This window comes from Microcoleus sp. B4-D4 (assembly GCF_036705185.1).
In the GTDB taxonomy this organism is placed as follows: domain Bacteria; phylum Cyanobacteriota; class Cyanobacteriia; order Cyanobacteriales; family Microcoleaceae; genus Microcoleus.
In genome coordinates this window covers 160999-179186 of the sequence record NZ_JAUBTX010000001.1, presented here as the reverse complement: position 1 = coordinate 179186, position 18188 = coordinate 160999, and the positions used below count along the sequence as shown (strand labels likewise).

At 47.6% G+C, this 18188-nt stretch carries 5 protein-coding genes; 4 read left to right on the top strand and 1 reads right to left on the bottom strand.

Annotation, left to right across the window (positions count from 1 at the left end; translation table 11 throughout):
- A partial coding sequence (locus QUB13_RS00625; protein ID WP_333377727.1) for a glutamate synthase central domain-containing protein occupies positions 1-2793 on the bottom strand: 2793 nt, incomplete at its 3' end.
- 1109 nt (positions 2794-3902) lie between these two features.
- On the opposite strand from QUB13_RS00625, the gene QUB13_RS00620 reads away from it, so the two are divergent.
- The 4 genes from QUB13_RS00620 to QUB13_RS00605 all read left to right on the top strand — a co-directional run bounded on the left by QUB13_RS00620 (position 3903) and on the right by QUB13_RS00605 (position 17978).
- Positions 3903-9359, top strand: a complete 5457-nt coding sequence (locus tag QUB13_RS00620; protein ID WP_333377724.1) for a trifunctional serine/threonine-protein kinase/ATP-binding protein/sensor histidine kinase — start codon at positions 3903-3905, stop codon at positions 9357-9359.
- A 315-nt stretch (positions 9360-9674) separates the two neighbouring features.
- Positions 9675-11741 (top strand): phosphodiester glycosidase family protein, encoded by a 2067-nt coding sequence (locus QUB13_RS00615; protein WP_333377722.1) that lies wholly within the window; start codon positions 9675-9677, stop codon positions 11739-11741.
- Between the two features lie 462 nt (positions 11742-12203).
- Positions 12204-14945: a DEAD/DEAH box helicase gene (locus QUB13_RS00610; RefSeq protein ID WP_333115226.1), complete on the top strand. Its 2742-nt coding sequence runs from the start codon at positions 12204-12206 to the stop codon at positions 14943-14945.
- Positions 14946-15209: 264 nt separating this feature from the next.
- Entirely contained in the window at positions 15210-17978 is a 2769-nt protein-coding gene (locus tag QUB13_RS00605) for a family 10 glycosylhydrolase (RefSeq protein WP_333377719.1), read from the top strand.
- Positions 17979-18188 lie beyond the last annotated feature (210 nt).

Genomic DNA, 18188 nt, shown 5'->3' with positions numbered 1-18188 from the left:
GTCACCAATTGGTGTCATTTTTGCTTCGGTGGCAGTTTCAGGATTTTTGTCACCAATTGGTGTCATTTTTGCTTCGGTGGCAGTTTCAGGATTTTTGTCACCAATTGGTGTCATTTTTGAGGCAGCCCCATTGCCGTTACCGTTAGTCTGAGCCTTAAAAGTAGTCACAGCCCTGTGCAAAGCCTTAGCCATTTCCGGGCTGTTCATGTGATATTCACCGCCCCGGCGGTACTGCACGAAGCCGAAGTTTTCCAGCTTTTTCAGAATCAATTCTGGGAAAGCCTGACTGTGGAAAGACATTACCTCGTTAGCCAGTTCCGCGACACTCAAACCGCCGATGCGAGAAACAGTGCCTTTGAAGCCCAAATCGAGCAAATCACCGCCAATGCCGATCGCCTCAAAGATTTGCGCCCCCTGATAGCTAGACAGCAGCGAAATCCCCATTTTCGACAAAATCTTCAGCAAGCCATTTTCCACCGCTGTGCGGTATTTAGCTTGAGCTTCAGTGACGGTAATTTTGGGAACTTTGCCGTGCTGCATCAAGTTTTGAGTTTTGGTGTCAAACCACCAACCGCGCACGCTTTCCAAAGCCAAGTAAGGGCAAATAGCCACCGCACCGTAACCCATCAAACAAGCGAAGTGGTGAGTGCTCCAACATTGGGCGGTATCGACAACTAGCGAAGTTTGCATCCGCAGCCCAACGCTAATTAAGTGGTGGTGAACCGCACCAACTGCCAGCAACGGCGGAATATAAGTACATTCAGCACTCAATCCCACAGCAGATTCGCCTTCTCCCCTCTCCCCTCTTCCTTCTTCCTTCTTCCTTCTTCCTTCTTCGTTCTTCCTTCTTCGTTCTTCCTTCGAGATTCGATCACTCAAAATCAGAATTCTTGAACCCTCGCGTACCGCTTGAGCCGCCTCTTGACAAAGTTGCTCGACTGCGGTTTTCAAACCTCCGGGCCCTGCAGAAATTTTGTAAAGAGTGGACAATTCGGTGGCGGGGAAAGACTTTTGGTCTTTCAAGAAATGCAGTTCAGCGTCGTTGAGTACCGGGGAATCAATTTTTAGCAGCTTGGCATTTTCCGGGATTGTTTGCAATAAATTGCCCCGCAAGCCCACATTCATTGTGAGTGACATCACCATCCCTTCGCGCAGGGGGTCGATCGGCGGATTTGTCACTTGAGCGAACCGCTGTTTGAAATAGTTGTACAGCAACTGAGGCTTTTCTGAGAGTACGGCCAAAGGAGCGTCATCGCCCATGCAGAAAGTCGGTTCCTTCCCAGAACTCGCCATCTCCACAATCACCATATCCAAATCTTCGGCGGTGTAGCCAAAAGCAGTTTGGGTTGCTAAGAGTGTTTGCGGTTCCAGGGTTGCCGTTTCCGCAAAAGGCTGCGGTTCCAAGGTTTCGCGGTTTTGTTTCAGCCATTCGCCGTAGGGGTGGCGCTTAGCAATGCGCTGTTTTAGCTGCCAATTTTTGAGAATTTCGTGGGTTTGCAGGTCAACTGCAATCATTTGTCCTGGCCCCAAACGGCCTTTTTCGACAATATCTGCTTCGGGAATATCGACAACTCCGGCTTCGGAGGCGACAATTACCAAACCGTCTTTAGTAATGCAGTAGCGGGCCGGACGCAAACCGTTGCGATCGAGCGTAGCACCTACTTGTTTGCCGTCGCTGAATACCAGCAAGGCCGGGCCGTCCCAAGGTTCTTGAATGCCGCTGTAATATTCGTAAAAATCTACAATTTCGGGATAGGTTGCCAAATCCGGCTGATTTTTGTAGGCTTCCGGCACCAGAATTGTCAGGGATTCTAGGGGGGTGCGGCCGGAGTGTACCAACAATTCCATCACGTTGTCCAAGTTGGCCGAATCGCTGCTTTCGGGATTGACGATTGGGTTGAACGTGTCGATGTCGGCTTGACTCCAATTCGGGTGAGACAAATTGGCTTGTCGCGCCTTCATCCAGGTAATATTGCCCAACAGCGTGTTAATTTCGCCGTTGTGTCCCAGCAAGCGCATCGGCTGGGCCAAGTGCCAGCGGGGCATGGTGTTGGTGCTGAAGCGGCGGTGATAGACGGCGAAGGAGCTTTTATAAGCGGGATTTTTCAGGTCAGGGTAAAATTCTGCCAGTACGGCCGATCGCACCATGCCTTTATAGACGATCGTGCGGCAAGAGAAAGAGCAAGTATAAAATTCTCGGCGGGTGAAGTTGGGGCGATTTGATAGGGCGTGTCCGATCGTGCGGCGGGTCAAAAATAACTGCCGATCGAGTTCGTCTCCGGTTAAGTCCGGTGAACTGACAATTACTTGTTCGATTTGAGGCTGATTTTCTAGCGCTTGCGGGCCCAAAACCGAGGGTACAATGGGAACTTTGCGCCATCCCAAAAGTGTTAGCCCGCGATCGGTCAGAACTTGCTCAACCACCTGCCGCGCTATAGTCGCTTGAAATTTATCTTGAGACAAAAACAGCATTCCCACGCCGCAGTTTTCCCGTGCTGGAGGCACAATTCCCTGTTCGGCAAACCAAGCATCCAGCAATTCCCAAGGAATCGCCGTCATCAAACCGGCACCGTCGCCGGAATCAGAGTCGGCGCTGCAACCGCCGCGGTGTTCCAGACAAGTTAAGGCTGGCAGAGCTTTTTGAATCAGCGAGTGAGTAGCTTTACCGTTTTGGTTGGCAATAAAGCCTACACCGCAGGCATCTCTTTCTTCCACTAACCAGCTTTGGCCGGCATAGGGAGTTCCTCGTTGAGTCTGATGCACGTTGCTGTTTGGATCTATCGTATTACCCATGATTGAATTTTATTTCGGTGATTGTGTGGTTGATGCGTTTTTATAGCTCGGAGAGAGAAGGCAGCCGAGCGGTGGAGCCTAGTAAACTTTAAAACAGCACATAGCAAGCTGATTCGATCAAAATTTACGTCGATGCGGTCTGTACTTAGCACTGAAACTCTGTTTGCCAATTTTAAATTATGTCGCTCGCATCGCCTCGGAGATGTCTCCTAGAATACCCTGCTGTGAAAAAGCTGTGATTCTTTGGGCAATCGCCGCCCTGCAACTACAGACATTGCAGGCAATTCCCTACCGGATAGCTGCGCTAGCGCGGGTTTTTTGGGTGTTTTTCCCCTGAGTCCGCAAGGGTAGCCTTGCAGCGGAATCAGGTAGATAGTAACTTTAGCGTTATTTTGCTGACTGCGCTGTTGAGTTGCTTTCGTTAGCGCCAGCAGACACAAAAGCCACCTGCCCGCTCAGTCGGTAGGTGCAATCTAGCAGCGCGGTTCACAACTGGTGAAATCTGTCTTATTTTGCAGTCAACTTTCAGGTCGCGAACATTAAGTCTATCAAAAAATTGATAAAATTTCACCCATTAAAGTCCGAGTTTGCGCGCAAGTCTTGTCAGCGATCGCTCAGAACCCAGGCTAAGATGTCTTGCCGAAAAAGGTTGACAGTTGTCCATAACTCTAATTTGTATTTTTTTTACCCACAAACTTTTGTTACTCATTAATGAAAGCTATTTCCAGGATTTCTGACATCTTGTGGAGTATCTGGTAAAGCCAGCGCCGCCTTTTTGAATCAACAATCTCAATCTCTTTAGGGACTAAAGTTTCAAAAATCATTCCCTAATTATGCTAGACCTATTAAGTTCTTAAGTTTCTATTCTCTGAATTGATGTCGTTAAATCAGCGTTAGCTAAGTTATTTTAATTGTTTGCAAGTAGATTATAAATAGCTCTTATATAAAAGATTCAAGTCTTGCTTCAAAAATTACTATTTCATAATTCAGTCTCGAAAATATGTTAAGAAAAATGTAATTAAATTAATATTGCGCCAGATAGAGCCACAATATTAGATATTAAATCTAAGAAGCTTCAGGCTTGACAAAAGCAGTAGGAATACGTAGGTATGACTAATATCACAAATCTTTTTCTCGGATATCACATTAACGAGCAAATATACTCAGGAAATCGAACTCTAGTTTATCGTGGCTTTCGGTGTTCCAATGGGCAGCCCGTCGCGATCAAACTTCTGCGAAATGACTTTCCCCGCTTCAATGAACTCGTTCACTTCCGCAACCAGTACATCATTGCTAAAAACTTAGAGATTCCTGGCAGTGTTAAGGCATACAGTCTGGAGACTTACCATAACCACTATGCTCTGGTGATGGAAGACTTTGGCGGAATTTCCTTAAGTAGCTACCTCGCTAGTCTAGCAGCAGCTAGCAAGGAACCTGTAGAAGGCTTGCCCGTTAACGAATTTCTTCCGATTGCGATTCAAATTGCCAACTCGCTCGATGGACTTTATCGCCACCACGTCATCCATAAAGACCTCAAACCCGCCAACATTCTAATTAACCCCACCAGCAAAGAAGTCAAGCTGATTGACTTCAGCATCGCCTCACTGCTACCTCGCGAAACCCAAGAAATTCACAATCCCAACGTCCTCGAAGGCACTTTACCCTACATATCTCCAGAACAAACTGGCCGGATGAATCGGGGCATTGATTACCGCACAGATTTCTACTCGCTAGGAGTGACATTCTACGAATTACTAACAGGAAAGTTACCATTTCAAACAGACGATGCAATGGATTTGGTACACTGCCACCTTGCCAAGCAGCCTATCCCAGCCTCAATCGTCAACCAGAACGTTCCATTAGTGCTGTCTGAGATTGTCAGCAAACTGATGGCGAAGAATGCTGAAGCTCGCTATCAAAGTGCGATCGGACTCAAGTACGATTTGGAAACTTGTTTATCTCAGTGGCAAGAGACAGGGGAGCTGACTAACTTTAGTATAGGGAAGCGAGATTTGTGCGATCGCTTCATCATCCCCGAAAAATTATACGGTAGAGAAAGCGAAGTATTCTCCCTGCTATCCGCCTTCGAGCGCGTCAGTGGCGGCAGCACCGAAATGATCCTGGTTGCCGGTTTCTCCGGCATTGGCAAAACCGCCGTCGTCAACGAAGTTCACAAACCAATTGTCAGACAGCGAGGCTACTTTATAAAAGGTAAATTCGACCAATTCCAACGCACCCTACCCTTTAGTGCATTTGTCCAAGCTTTTCGCGATTTAATGGGACAATTGCTATCGGAAACAGATGCTAAAGTTGAGCAGTGGAAATCGGAGATTTTGGCAGCTTTGGGCGATAGCGCTCAGGTAATCGTTGAAGTCATTCCCGAACTCGAACGGATTATCGGACAGCAAGCGCCAGTCGCAGAACTTTCTGGCAGTGCCGGTCAAAATCGCTTTAATTTGTTGTTGGAAAAATTCATTCAATTATTCACAAGAAAAGAACATCCTTTAGTGATTTTCTTGGACGATTTGCAATGGGCAGACTCAGCATCGTTAAAATTAATTCAACTGCTGATGAGCGCTACTGATAACTGCTATCTCTTATTAATAGGAGCTTATCGGGATAACGAAGTATTTCCAGCGCATCCATTGATGCTGACGTTAGCAGAGATTCAAAAAACCGCAGCCAAGGTGAATACTATTACCTTAGCTCCCCTCGATCGAGCCGACGTAAATAGTTTAGTGGCCGATACTCTAGCTTGTTCTACAGCATTGGCTCTGCCTTTGACAGAACTCGTTTATCAAAAAACCCTAGGCAATCCATTTTTTAGCACACAATTCCTCAAATCTTTGCATGAAGATGGGCTAATTGAATTTAATTTTGTAGCTCGGTATTGGCAGTGCGATATTGCTCTAGTGCGAACCTTGGCACTAACGGATGATGTAGTAGAATTCATGGCACTTCAGTTGCGAAAGTTGCCAACCAGGACACAGGAAATTTTAAAGTTAGCTGCTTGTATTGGCAATCAGTTCGATTTGGCGACGTTAGCAATTGTTGATGAAAATTTGCCAGTAGAAACCGCAACAGCTCTATGGAAGGCGCTGCAAGAAGGATTAATTTTACCTGTTAGTGAAATTTACAAGTTTTATCAAGCAGAGGGGAATAGCGAATTAGTAATCGGGAACGGTCAGGAATTTAACCAATTATCAATTACCCACGACCAATTACCAAAATACAAGTTTTTACACGATCGCGTCCAACAAGCTGCCTATTCCCTGATTCCTGATGACCAAAAACAGGCGACTCATTACCAAATCGGACAACTGCTGCTGCAACAGATTTCCACACAAGCAAGAGAAGACCGTATTTTTGAAATCGTCAATCAATTAAATCACGGAACTGTTTTAATTACCCAACCAACAGAACGAGAAGAATTAGCTCAACTCAATTTAATTGCCTGTCGCAAAGCTAAAACTTCAACCGCCTATCAAGCAGCGCGTGAATATGCGACAGTGGGATTGTCTCTTTTGGATAAAAATGCTTGGCAGCAGCAGTATGAAATGACCCTCGCCTTGCATGAATTAGCGGCGGAAGTGGCAATGCTAACTGGCAACTTTGAGGCTATGGAAAAATTCATTGATATTGTCATTCAACAGGCACGCTCCTTACCTGAAAAAGTCAATGTTTACTGCATCAGAATTCAATCTCATATTTCCCAAAGTAAACTGACATCAGCGATCGCGATCGGCCAACAAGTCTTACAACAGCTTGGTATAACCTTTCCTGAAACACCGACACCATCAGATATTCAACAGGAAATCCAACAGATTGAGGAACTCATTGGAGATCGGGAAATCGCTGATTTGGTTCACTTGCCTGAAATGACAGATGCAGAAAAACTAGGTAGTCTTAAAATTGTCAATATCATTATCCCAGCCGCTTACCTCACTGGCTCTGCGCTGTACCCATTGCTGAATAGTTTGTCCGTTAAACTATCAATTCAGTACGGTAACACATCGACTTCTGCTTTAGGCTATGCAACCTATGGCAATATTCTCTGCAATTTCTTACAAATAGATACAGGATCGCAGTTTGGTTCCCTGGCACTCCAGATTATTTCAAAACTCGATGCCAAAGCAAGTAAAACAGATGTTTTGATGATCTTGGGGATATTTATTGTACACCGCAAATCTCACATTAAAGAAACACTACCCCTCTTGCAAGAAGGTTACACCAGTGCCATAGAATTTGGAAACTTGGTACTTGCTGGATATAATGGGCACACTTTTTGCCTCAATTCTTTTTGGTGTAATCAATCCCTGGCTACCTTAGAGCAGGATATTAGCGCCTACTGCCATAGTTTGATGCAATTAAATCAATTGACAACCGCAAATTATTGCCGGATCTATTGGCAACCTGTTTTAAATCTGCTGGGTTTGGCAGAACATACCACCGTTTTGTCTGGAAAAGCCCTTGAAGAAACAGAATTTCGACCGCAGCTAGAGTCTGCCAAAGATGGATATGGATTGTATATTTTCCATTTGTATAAACTAATGCTTTGTTTCTTGTTTGGAGAAATTGAGCCAGCGAAAAATCATGCTATTGAAGTCAGGCGCTATTTTATGGCTGGTGCGGGATTAGTCACCGAACCAGTATTTTATCTTTATGATTCTCTGCTAACTTTGGCACAATTAAATCCACAGTTAGATGAAACATCAGAAACATTGCAGGGTGTAATAGAAAACCAAACAAAGTTACAGCAATGGGCGCATCATGCACCCATAAATTATCAACATAAGGTTGATTTGGTAGAGGCAGAAAAATGTCGAGTGTTCGGACAAAAAGCCAAAGCAATTGAGTTTTACGACCAGGCAATTTCTGGAGCCAAAGCCAACGAATATACGCAAGAAGAAGCACTTGCTAACGAACTGGCAGCAAAGTTCTACCTAGATTGGGGCAAAAAGCGCATAGCCGGGGAATACATGATCCAAGCCTACTATGCCTACGCTCGTTGGGGTGCAAAAGCCAAAGTCGCTGACTTAGAAGCTCGCTATCCTCAACTACTTACACCTATATTAGAGCAAACCCTTTCTCCTCTCTCCGCTCACGAAACTCTCTTAACATGGGGTAATGTCACCTCCACCAGTTCGGCCACATCCAGTAGTAGTGTTTCTGTGGCTTTAGATTTAGCTACTATTCTCAAAGCTTCTCATACTATTTCCGCTGAAATCGAACTGGAAAATCTACTTTCATCGTTGATGACGATCGTCATCGAAAACGCGGGGGCTGATAAATGCGTGTTCATGCTCATGCGAGACTCGCGCCTGTTAATCAAAGGGTCAATTACCACAGGTTCAAAGCCAGTTGTCTTGCAGCGTATTCCCATTGAAGATAGCCAGGACATTCCCCACAGACTGATTTACAAAGTCAAGCATGACAAGCAAACTGCTGTAATAGTTGATGCAAGTGCCGATGCGAACTTAGCCAATGACCCCTATATCATCCGTCAGCAGCCCAAAAGTATCTTGTGTAGCCCGATTTTGCATCAAGGGAAGTTGATGGGCATTTTATATCTAGAAAATAATCTAGCAACGGGAGTATTTACGAGCGATCGCGTCACCCTACTCAACATCCTCTGCTCGCAAGCTGCAATTTCCTTACAAAACGCCCAATTGTATCAACAATCTCAGGATTATGCCCAAAAACTAGAGTCCTCTATCCACAATCTTCAACAGATGCAACTGCAATTGGTGCAGGGTGAGAAAATGTCTGCTCTTGGAAATTTAGTCGCAGGGGTAGCCCACGAAATTAACAATCCCGTAGGCTTTATCGCTGGCAATTTGCAACCCGCTCAAGAATACGTGGGGGATTTATTCCACTTGATCGATTTGTATCAAGAAAAATTTCCCGCTCCGGGAGTGGAAATTGAATCAGAAATTGAGGAGATGGACTTGGAGTATTTGCGAGAAGATTTGCCGAAATTGATTAGCTCAATGAATGAGGGAGTCGATCGCATTCGTAATATCAGTACGAGTTTGAGAACGTTTTCGAGGGCGGATAGCGATCGACCAGTTTCTTTCAATATTCACGACGGACTCGACAGCACTCTGCTGATTCTAAAGCATCGATTAAAAGCGAGCGAGTTACGCCCTGCTATTGAAGTTGTGAAAGAGTATGGTAACTTGCCCCTAGTAAAATGCTTTCCCGGACAGTTGAACCAGGTATTTATGAATGTGCTGGCTAATGCCATTGATGCTCTGGAAGAGTCAAATAAGGGGCGCAGTTTTAGTGAAATTAAAGTCCTACCTAATCAAATCACGGTTCAAACTGCTCTGAGCGAAGATAAAAATCAGGTTTTGATTCGGATTAAGGATAATGGAGCGGGGATGTCGAAGGAAGTCAAGGAAAACATCTTTAACCATTTATTTACAACTAAGGCTGTGGGTCAAGGAACTGGATTGGGATTGTCGATCGCTAACCAAATTGTTGTGGAAAAACATGGAGGTACGTTACTCGTGAATTCTTCCCTAGGACAGGGTTCGGAGTTTGTGATTTCTATTCCGGCATGAGCAGTTCGTGCTAGAATTTAACGCAATTAGCGCCGTTTAGTAAGAAGAAACATAGGGATATTCCGGGTTTCTAGATACCTATAGCAATCCTAAATGACTCGTAAACTTTTTACCCTGCCCCAACCCTCCCCTTGCTAAGGAGAGGGAGTAAGAAATTCACAAAGGATTTAGGATTGCTATATGCGTTGAGGATTAAAATTGTGAGTTGTAAATTGTGATATCAATTCCGGTTGCACTCTTTATGATGTTAACAGTCAACAGTCAACAGTCAACAGTCAACAGTGAATTTACTATTCCGATGCTAACGGATTTGATATGAAATGTAATTGGTATTATTGGCGTTCAATATTGTCAGTCTCGATTTTACCTGTACTGGCGATCGCCCAGTCTTTGCTTTGGAATCAACCCGGAAGAGCGCAAGAGGCTTCGAGTGGGAGAACTTCTAATTTTTCCTCCAATCCATTACACAATTTATTGCCCTCTTCCTTGTTCCTGAATCGTGAATTAACGGAGGTCAATTTGACTCAATCTGTACCGCCAGTTGCCAGAATTAAACAAGGCCGCCAAGTGTCTCTCAACGGCCGGATTCTGCCCTTAGCTTGGACTGTGCAGCCAACAAACAGCACTTCGGCAAATTTCCGAATTTGGATTGCTGATGTGGGCTTGATGCAAAGTGCGGGAGTGGATTTGCTCAACACCGCCGACAGTACCAAACAACCGGTGCAGTGGTTTTCGGTATCTTTCACCGATGCTAAAAGTTTGACAGCCAGGGCAACAGGCCCGTATCGTTACTTAGATGTTACAGATTTTGCTAAACTTGCAGGCTGGCAGATATCTGCTGAGGGCAATGTTCTAAAAATTACTTCTCCAACTGCCAATATTACTGGCATTCGGCAAGCAGCGAGAGAATGGGGCGATCGCACAGTGCTCGATCTCGATCGCCCCGCCCCCTGGCAAGTCAACTTCGTCGATACACCGAGCCCGTCCCCAACAACCCCACCGCGAGACACTCCCGACGACCCCACAAAGCCCGCTATCCCGCAGCAGACAGCGCCCCCAGCCCGAAACCTCGAAACACCAGACGACCCGACCAAACCCGCGCTCTCGCAGCCGCTAGCGCCCGCAGCGCCGATCGCCACTCAAGAATGGTCGATCGCGATCGATGCCAAGATCGATCGCACTTCGATCGATCGCGCTTTTGCAACCAGCAAACAAGTGCGATCGTTAAAAATCGAACCTGCGGGGAATCAAACCAAAGTCAAGGTACAAATTCCATTAGGTTGGCGGCCACAAGTTTTCAGTTTAGGAAATCCCAATCGATTAGTTATCGACATTCGCCCGGATTCCCTAGTAGAAAAAAACATTCTTTGGGCTCCGGGCGTGCGGTGGCGGCAGCAATATCAAAATTTAGGAACCGCTCGTTTTCCCGTAGTTGGGTTAGAAATTAATCCCCGCCAATCCGGTGTCAAAATTAGACCGCTTTTGAGCAATCCGCCGACAGATCTAGGTACTGCACCTCTATTGCAAACAGCAGAACTTTCTGGAACTGCGGCTGCAATTAATGCCGGATTTTTCAATCGCATCAATCGATTAGCTTTAGGCGCGATTCGGCGGGAAAATAAATGGCTTTCCGGGTCAATTTTGAATCGGGGGGCGATCGCTTGGAACGATCGGGGCGAATTTGCGATCGCTCGTTTGACTTTGCAAGAAACTTTAATAACTCCTGCAAATCAACGTTTGTCTCTTTCACAGTTAAATAGTGCCTACGTGACATCAGGAATCGGCCGCTACAATCCCGATTGGGGAAAAACTTATACTCCGTTTTCTGATAATGAAATAGTTGTGACAGTTGCGGGCGATAGAGTTGTCAGCCAATCTCCCGGAGGCGCGCCGGGAACAACAAATTTCCCGATTCCAGCAAACGGTTATGTTTTGGCTTTGCGTTCCAATTTTCCCCCTGCTTCTCAATTAACTGCTGGCACTTTATTGCGTTTGGAAACTAACACAATTCCGGCAGATTTTAACCGTTTTCCTTACATTCTAGGCGGCGGGCCGGTGTTGGTACAAAACAGTCGAGTTGTTTTGGATGCTAAGGCGGAAGGGTTTAGCGATGCCTATGTTCGACAGACAGCGATTCGGAGTGCGATCGGGCGAACTGCTTCGGGGAATTTGCTAATTGTAGCGGTGCACAATCGCGCGGGCGGGGCGGGCCCAAATTTTGCGGAACTGGCGCAGATATTGCAGCAAATGGGTGCTGTGGAGGCTTTAAATTTGGATGGGGGAAGTTCGACGAGTTTGTATTTGGGAGGGAGTTTGCTCGATCGCCCGCCGTCTACTGCTGCGAGAGTCCATAATGCGATCGGTATTTTCATTCAACCATAAATTGACTGATATTGTAGGGGAGGGTTAACCCTAATTTAGGCAGCTTAATGACAATCTAAATAAACCCGCCCTTCTAGGAAAAATCTTCCCAAAATTTGGAATTTATCGGCGATCGTGTGGGGTAAAGGTAGGTCAAGAAATATCAGGTTAGATCGTGTCCGGTAGATTACCATAACAAACATGGTTAGTAGTGCGGACTGAAGTCCGATCGATTAACCTGCGCGTGCGTGCGGTTAATCGATCGGACACGATCGAAAAAAAAACAGCAGTCCAGACTGCAAACCTGGTTCGATCGCTATACTAGATTTTTGAGGCACTAAGTATAAAAGCCCGAATCACCCACTCCCTTACTTCCTCCGAGTTCCGATCGGCTGACAAAGGTTTAAAATCAATACAGTCCTCTGCTGCCTTGCTTTCAGCAAGATTTAAGCATAATTACCCTGCAACCTCAGAATAATCCTTGTGCCAGATAATTCCCAGAACCGCCCAGAGCTGGATCTGAAGACCATATTTCCATTCGAGCTAGATAACTTTCAGAGAGAGGCGATCGCCGCCCTCGATGCAGGTAAATCCGTTGTGGTGTGCGCTCCCACAGGCTCGGGGAAAACGTTAATCGGCGAATACGCCATCCATCAAGCACTTTTCCGGGGGCGGCGCGTGTTCTACACCACTCCTCTAAAAGCTCTCTCCAACCAAAAGCTGCGCGACTTCCGCAGGCAATTTGGAGACGACAGCGTAGGTTTGCTCACGGGCGACATCTCCGTCAATCGAGATGCGCCGATTTTGGTGATGACTACGGAAATATTTCGGAATATGCTCTACGGTACGCCGATCGGAGCAGTCGGCGCTTCCCTCACCGGAGTCGAAACCGTAGTGCTCGACGAATGTCACTACATGAACGATCGCCAGCGCGGTACAGTCTGGGAAGAATCGATCATTTACTGTTCCGGCGAAATTCAACTGCTCGCCCTCTCAGCCACCGTCGCCAATAGCGACCAACTCACAGACTGGATTAACAAAGTTCACGGGCCCACACAGCTAGTCTACTCAGACTTTCGACCAGTACCCCTGCAATTCCACTTTGCCAATCAAAAAGGCATATTTCCCCTGCTAGACGAAACCGGCAAAAGAGCTAATCCGCGGTTAGTCCCCAAAAAGAAGCAGCAAAAAGCAGAAAGAGGCAGCATTCCCACTCCCAGTTTGACCGATGTTTTGTGCCGGTTGGACGATCGAGATATGCTACCAGCAATCTACTTCATCTTCAGCCGTCGCGGGTGCGACCAAGCAGTCGCAGAAGTCGGAAATTTATCCCTGGTTAACGAAGCCGAAACAGCCGAACTCAAACGCATCATTGACGATTTTTTACAGCGAAACCCAGAAGCAGAACGCTTAGGTCAAAAAGAAGCACTTTTAAAAGGCATCGCAGCCCACCACGCAGGCATTTTACCCGCTTGGAAAGGCTTAGTAGAAGAACTCTTTGGCAGAGGTTTGATTAAAGTCGTATTTGCCACCGAAACCCTCGCAGCCGGGATTAATATGCCCGCCCGCACCACAGTCATTTCCACCTTGTCCAAGCGCACCGACAAGGGACACCGACTGCTAAACGCTTCAGAATTCCTGCAAATGGCCGGTCGGGCCGGTCGCCGTGGGATGGACGAACTGGGGCACGTTGTCGCAGTTCAGACGCGCTTTGAAGGTGCAAAAGAAGCCTCTTATTTGGCAACAGCCAAAGCCGACCCCCTCGCCAGTCAATTTACGCCCAGCTACGGCATGGTGCTGAATTTGCTGCAAACTCACACGATCGATGAAGCTCAAGAGTTAGTAGAGCGCAGTTTCGGTCAATACCTGTCTACCTTGTACTTGCAGCCGCAGCAAGCAGAATTAGACCGACTGGAAACAGAATTAGTGGCGATCGACAAATCCCTGGCGGCCGGAGGTAATGTCTCTTACCTAGAAAAACAACTCGCCGATTACGAAAAATTGCAGGGAAGACTCAAAGAAGACAAACGTTTGCTCAAAATTTTATTGCAGCAAGCAGAAGAAGCGCGCATTAAGGAGATGTCCGTAGCCGTGTCTTTTGCAGTGCTCGGCACGGTTCTGAGTCTCAAAGGCAAGCACGTTCCGACAGCCAAACGATCGCACGCAACCCCCGTACCCGCCATCTTAGTTGCCAAAATCGCAGGTTCGGGCCAAGCACCAAACTTGGTGTGCTTGGGTAAAGACAACCGCTGGTACATCGTCGCCATTAGCGATGTCGCCACCCTCCACGCCGAACTACCTCGCTTGAGTGTCGCAGATACCTTGATCCCCCCGGCAGAACTGACTCTGAGACTCGGCCAGTGTCGCTTGGGAACCGAAGAAACCGTGGCAATTGCCCGATCGATCCCAGAATTGCCCCCACCAGAACCGAGCCCGGAGGCGATCGAGCAACTGCAGAAAATCGCAGCCCTAGAAGATCGACTAGAAATTCACCCAGTTCTAGAATGGGGCAATCCCGGTACTTTGCTCAAACGCCAGCGCCGCCGGGAAGAATTGAAAAAAGAAATCCGCAAAAGCGAACAAGACTTAGAAAAGCAGCGAGCTCGCTATTGGGAGCAATTTCTCAACTTAATTGACATCTTGCTAAACTTCGGCTGTTTGGAAAGAGTAATTTCGGCAGATGGAAACCGAGACGACTCCTCCGACAGATTAGTACCCACAGTTTTGGGCCAAGCCTGTGCCGCCATTCGCGGCGATAACGAACTGTGGCTGGGTTTGTCCCTGATGTCTTCAGAGTTTGACGAACTCGACCCCCACCACCTCGCTGCTGCTTGCGCGGCCTTGGTTACAGAAGTTTCCAGGCCTGACAGTTGGACTCATTACTCGCTGTCGCCGGAAGTTTTAGCACCTTTGGACAACCTGCAAAAAGGCCTGCGCCGCCGGTTGTTTCAAGTGCAGTACCGCCACGAAGCTGCGATCCCGATTTGGCTGGAACGGGATTTAGTGACTTTGGTGGAACAGTGGGCTCTGGGTGTGGAATGGCTGGAACTAATTAGTCATACGAGTTTGGATGAAGGAGATGTGGTGCGAATTTTGCGCCGGACTTTGGATTTCTTGTCTCAGATTCCTCATGTTCCTCACGTTTCGGATTCTTTGCGGAGGAATGCTTGTCGGGCGATGCAGTTGATCGATCGATTCCCGGTAAATGAAACTGCAATTCAGTAGTGAAGGTTCGATCGTTCGGACTAAAGTCCTGATTTTTGCGGACTAAAGTCCGAACAATCGAACCTTTTTTATGGCGGTTGTTCGATCGCGCGCAATCTGAGTTTAGGATAAAATTTGCGATCGAATGCGCTCCCATCCTCAGCGGGCGATCGTCTATTTTCCCGATCGCACGTTGCACGACAGAAGAAAAAATTGTATGGTGCGGATCGATCTAAATTGTTATTAAAATTTTATTAAGCGGTGTGGTGGGTAATTCTCGTGTCAATGCAACAGCTCAAAAGAACCAGTCAAACGCCTAAAACCATCTCTCAGACTCAAAAAAATCGCCTTTTCACCTTCTTGCAAAGAGTCTTGATTGGAACCCTAGCGAGTACATTACTAAATACATTCATTCTATTTCCCTCACCCAGTTTCGCCGAAGTAGTTCTGGGCGTTGTTCGCAGTTCCGAAAATTCTCCTGACTGGGTAAAAATTACCACGCGCCTCTGGGAAAGCGGCATTGCTTACAAACCAATTAATCTCGAAGAAATCAAAAGTACGGCGGATTTAGCAGGCGTTAACGTCCTGTTTTTGCCCAACATAGAAACTTTGACCCCGGCGCAAATTAAAGTTTTAGAAGCTTGGGCATCCCAGGGCGGCCGTTTGATTGCTTCTGGCCCTGTAGGGCGCAGTTCCCCGGCTTTGGTGCGCCAATCTTTACGATCGCTCCTTGGGGCCTATTGGGCTTTTCCGTTAACCCAGCCGGCGGTACCACAACCGCGCGCGCGCTGTCGGGATATCGCCTGCAATACTTCTAGCAATTGGATGCCGGCCCAACAACAAAACGGCTCAGTTCTAGGCGGTGTCCTGATTCCCGCCGACGCCAACAGTCAAACAGTCGCGACTTGGAAAAATAGTTCCGGTTCCTCGGCGGCGATCGCCACCGATCGCGCTACCTATCTCGGCTGGCGCTGGGGTACCGACGGTTCGTCAAATTTAGACAAAGCTTGGCTGCAGGCCTCGATCGCCCGCTGGGGAGGCACAACCGGTTCCGCCGCAACAGCGCCAACAGCCGCTGCCCTCCCACTTCCTTCTCCCCCCCCCTCCAGAGTCCCAAGAAACACCGCCCCTGCGCCGCGCAGTACCCCGCTGAGTACACTTTCTCCTGCTCCCTCGCTTCCCGAACCAGTCCCCGCAAATTTTACAGACCCTTCAGATCAGTCAGCGCCGGCGGGTTTGGACGTGCAGGCAAATTCCAATCAGCCGATCGTCAGCATTGAAGCCTACTTGATGCGCCAAGAGCTCACCAACCTCCTCGGTAGGTTTGAAAGCGCCCTGACAGCATCTAATTCCGGGAATACCGCCGTCAATCTCAGTGCTCCTAACCCCGCTCAACTCGTGGCTGGAAGCAACAGTGCCGGCGGCCCAGCCGCCATTCGTCCGTCTGTGATACCAGGGACTATGATGCGGGCGATCGCCAACGCGCGGGAGGTTTTGCAAAATTTTGACCAACTCCTGCAACAACAAAAATACGCCGAAGCCAGACAGCAGTGGGTGCAAGCGCGCCAGTTGCTGTGGCAAAATTACCCCCAGGAAGGGCCGCGCGTCGGGGCGGAAATTCGGGCGGTTTGGCTCGATCGCGGTACGATCGTGGCCGCTCGATCTGAACAAGGTTTGGCCGCAGTGTTCGATCGGCTCGCCGCCGCCGGTATCAATACCGTTTTCTTTGAAACTGTGAATGCCGGATATCCAATTTATCCCAGTCAAGTTGCACCCCAACAAAACCCCCTCACAGTTGGCTGGGACCCGCTGGAATCTGCTGTTAAATTAGCCCACGAGCGAGGCCTGGAACTGCACGCTTGGGTTTGGATTTTTGCCACCGGAAATAAACGCCACAATGCTTTAATTGGTCAACGTGATTCTTATCCGGGGCCGGTGCTTTCCGCTCATCCAAATTGGGCAAATATTGACAATAAAGGACGCATCCAAAATCCTAATGACGGTAAATTTTATATCGATCCAGCAAACCCAGAAGCGCGCAGTTATCTACTCCAAATTATCAACGAAATTGCCACCCGCTACAAAGTAGATGGAGTGCAGTTAGACTACATTCGCTATCCTTTTCAAAATGATAACGCGGGTTTTACCTACGGCTACGGTGCTGCGGCGAGGCAGCAATTCAAACAGTTGACTGGTACAGATCCGGTGAATATTTCCCCCAAGGACGGCAGTTTGTGGCGGCAGTGGGTTGAATTTAAAACTAATCAAATTAATAGTTTTGTCGCTGAAGTTTATCGGCTTTTGGGGTCGAATTCTCCCCGCACAATTCTGTCGGTGGCGGTGTTTCCTCACCCAGAAAGTCAGCGGATTTACAAAATTCAGCAAAATTGGGAAGTTTGGGCCCGTCAGGGTATTGTAGATTTGATTGTGCCGATGACTTATGCTTTGGATACTAACCGACTTCAGCGCGTTACGGAACCGTTGGCGAAGGAACAAATGCTCGGTTCGGCTTTGATTTCTCCGTCGGTTAAGTTGTTGACTCTCCCGCAAGTTGTGGCGATCGACCAAATTCAAGCTTTGCGCGATTTGCCCACAGGGGGCTATGCTATTTTTGCGGTGGAAAGTATCAGCAGCGCGATGCAGGGCTTTTTTAACCGCACTCAAGGGCGAGGGGTGCGTTCTACGAATGCTGCAGAACCGATTCCTTACCGGCAGCCGTTTGCAGCCGCGGCTTCGCGCTATACTGCTCTCAAGCAGGAATGGAGTTTTTTGTTGGCTAACAATCAGTTGCAGGTGTCGGAATCTGAACTGAAAGTTCTCCAAAGTCGATCGGATGAATTGGCGCAAGCTTTTAGCAAATTGGCGGTCAATCCTTCTAGTGAAAGTTTAGCGACGGCTAAAAGATTGTTGGCAAATTTTCAATCTCAGTTTCCAGCTTTGATGCGGCTGCATTCTCGGGACAATAGCTATCAGGTACAAACTTGGCAAAATCGTTTGGAGAGTTTGGATATGCTGTTGCGTTACGGCGAAAGGGTGGAGTTGAATCGCAAGTAAAAGCAGTTTTAGGGGTGCCGGCAGCTACCGATAGGGCGATCGCGCCCAATCACCTGTTCTCCGCAAAAATACGGTATATTAATATTAATGAATGCCTGTACGTTTGTCAAAAAGGTAAAATCCCAGCCCTGCACTCATAATAATCTCTCGGGAGCATCTGGGGCTTTGTAAAAAGTCCCAAATGCTCCCCACTTTTTTTTAAGTAAGTAA

What these genes read in the sequence shown, in the direction of transcription:
- QUB13_RS00620 (WP_333377724.1), top strand. Translation starts at nt 3,903, where the DNA reads ATGACTAATATCACAAATCTTTTTCTCGGATATCACATTAACGAGCAA.
- QUB13_RS00615 (WP_333377722.1), top strand. Translation starts at nt 9,675, where the DNA reads ATGAAATGTAATTGGTATTATTGGCGTTCAATATTGTCAGTCTCGATT.
- QUB13_RS00605 (WP_333377719.1), top strand. Translation starts at nt 15,210, where the DNA reads ATGCAACAGCTCAAAAGAACCAGTCAAACGCCTAAAACCATCTCTCAG.